General features: G+C 57.0%; 4 protein-coding genes. All 4 read right to left on the reverse strand.

The features are described 5' to 3' along the window. A partial coding sequence (locus D9742_RS22850; protein WP_205712883.1) for a phage tail protein occupies positions 1-494 on the reverse strand: 494 nt, incomplete at its 3' end. Next, positions 491-1,096 carry a phage tail protein I gene (locus D9742_RS22855; RefSeq protein ID WP_130238330.1) on the reverse strand — a complete coding sequence of 202 codons (606 nt, stop codon included), beginning with the start codon at positions 1,094-1,096 and terminating at the stop codon, positions 491-493. The genes D9742_RS22850 and D9742_RS22855, both read right to left, overlap by 4 nt. Then, the gene (locus D9742_RS22860) at positions 1,089-1,997 is read right to left on the reverse strand and encodes a baseplate assembly protein (protein WP_130238331.1); all 909 of its coding nucleotides are present in this window, start codon (positions 1,995-1,997) and stop codon (positions 1,089-1,091) included. The genes D9742_RS22855 and D9742_RS22860 overlap by 8 nt, the downstream gene beginning before the upstream one ends. Then, positions 1,984-2,253: GPW/gp25 family protein (locus tag D9742_RS22865; RefSeq protein WP_130238332.1), on the reverse strand; the 270-nt coding region annotated here is incomplete at its 5' end. The genes D9742_RS22865 and D9742_RS22860, both read right to left, overlap by 14 nt.

Genomic DNA, 2,253 nt, shown 5'->3' on the forward strand with positions numbered 1-2,253 from the left:
TCATCCACGTACACCTTCAGCTCCAGTGCCTTATCATCCACATACTTGCGGGTTGCCAGCACTACGGCAGGGTCGATTTTCAGGGTGATATTGTCCGTGCTGCTGGTAATCAGCACCATGCGCACGGTCTGGGTGCGCCCGCTGCCTTCAGCCAGTTGCGGCTTATAGCTTTCCGGGCAGTTGCCCACGGCAATCAATGCCCCGGATTCATCAAACAGGCCCACTTCACGAATCCACCAACCGCCCTCGTTTTCAGGGATCACCTGTTCAGCAATAATCTGGCTGCTGTTCTGCGGGTCGATATAGAGCATATTCAGCGCAGCCCGGCGTTTCTCATTTACCAGTGCCGTCTGCTTTGCGTCCGGCGTCGGCAATGCTCCACCACCATCCCCCACCGCCATATGGGTAATTTTAAGCGGCACACCAAGTGCAGTGGCGCTGGCAAGTTTCGCCGCACCAATCTCCGTCAGCAGGGTATAAAATTTTGTGCTCATGGATTCACTCTCAAAGTGTCAATAACGTGGACTGCCCCGCCTTCATGCGCGGTGCCGCCAGAAATAATTGTTTCGTTGATATACGGATAGATCGTGATTTCTTCACCAAGATAGCTGGCGGCCCCTACCCAATGCGGGCCACTGGTCTGCAGGTTGATGGACATGCCGACCATGTGACGGCTGCAGGGTTTGGCATCGCTTATCAGTCGCTCAAGTTCCTGATAGGTATCTTCAGTGATGCCCTGGTCCTGCACGCCGATATCCAGGCGAAACGTGCCCGGTGCCTCTCCGGTCTGCCACCACTCAATAATGCGGATCAGAAAGCCGAACGGCTCCACCACCCGCCGCACGGCACTGGTGGTCCCTTTATGCTGATGAATATAAAAAGCATCCTTCACCACCTGGCGCTTGACGCTTTCTGTCCAGCCCTCGTCCCAGCGATCCACAGAGAACGCCCAGGCGAGATAAGGCAGGAAACTGACCGGACAGGTTGCCGGATCCCACAAGTCACGAAGCGGCACCTGCAGATCAGAAATCCCGCTACAGGTCTGCGCCAGTCGGCGCTCCAGTGGTGTTGAACCCGGTGGCAGCAGACTATTCATCCGTTCCTCCGTTGGTTACGCTCCACTGCGTACATGATGCCGCCTGTGTTTTGTTCAGGACCACATCCGCCAGAGGAGAAGCCAGCTCCACACGCTGCACACCCTCAACATGCAGGGCGGCAAAGATGGCGCTACGGCGAATATCCCGACCAAGACGCGTCTGACTGGCGATGTACTTCTGCAGGCTGGCTTTTGCCGCTGCCATTACCGGCTCTGCTTCCGGTCCCGGATAGAGAAAAATGGTGGCTTCCACGCGATACGGGATGATTTCTGCGCTGCAAACCGTCAGACGGTCAGCCACCGGGCGGACGTTCTCACTGTTCAGGGCTTTCTCCACCACATCCAGCAGGTCTTTTTCTGCTGTTCCGTCGCCTTCGCGGCTAAGGACAGTCAGCACCACCTCTGCAGGTGCCGGGCTGGTTGCACTGGCATCCGCCACCCGACCGTCGGCGCTTCGGGCATGAAATTCATAAGCTGCAGTTGGCCCCGCAACTGAAAGCCCTTCAAAGGCTGCAGGCACACGCAGGCGTAACGCTTCATCACTTTCCATCACTGCCGCAACGGGCGGCACAGCGTCATTATCAGCAGGCGTCACCGTCAGGCGTTTCACGTTGTAATTGGCAGCGAGCTGGTCCAGATCGCTCCCTATGGCATAAGCCGCCATCACCGCCTGCGCGGCTTCGTTAATGCGCTGGCGCAGAAGCAACTCACGATAAGCGTTCTCCTGCAACAATTTGGTGACGGGTTCAGATTCCAGTTCCAGCGTGCGGATCACTGCTTCCTGCTCATCTTTCGGATGAAGCGCCACAAATTCTGCCTTGCGTTCGGCAAGCAGCGTCTCAAAGTCCGGCACATCCACAATCTGCGGTGCAGGCAACTGCGAAAGGTCAATCACTGCCATTCTCTGCTCCTGTTGATACGGAAAGGGACACAGGTACACCGTTATTCCGCCGCCCGGTCAGCTCCACCACCATAGAACCGTCAAAGTTGCTGTTGATGGTGATGGAATCCAGCGTCAGCCGTGGCTCCCAGCGACTCAGCGCCACATACACTGCCGACATGACCTGCAGGCGTAATGCCGGATTTTGTGGCTGGTCTATCAGTGCCGACAGCAGGGAACCATATTCACGACGGGCAATGCGGCTACCCTGTGGCGT

Origin of the sequence: Escherichia sp. E1V33, from assembly GCF_004211955.1 — a bacterium.
In the GTDB taxonomy this organism is placed as follows: domain Bacteria; phylum Pseudomonadota; class Gammaproteobacteria; order Enterobacterales; family Enterobacteriaceae; genus Escherichia.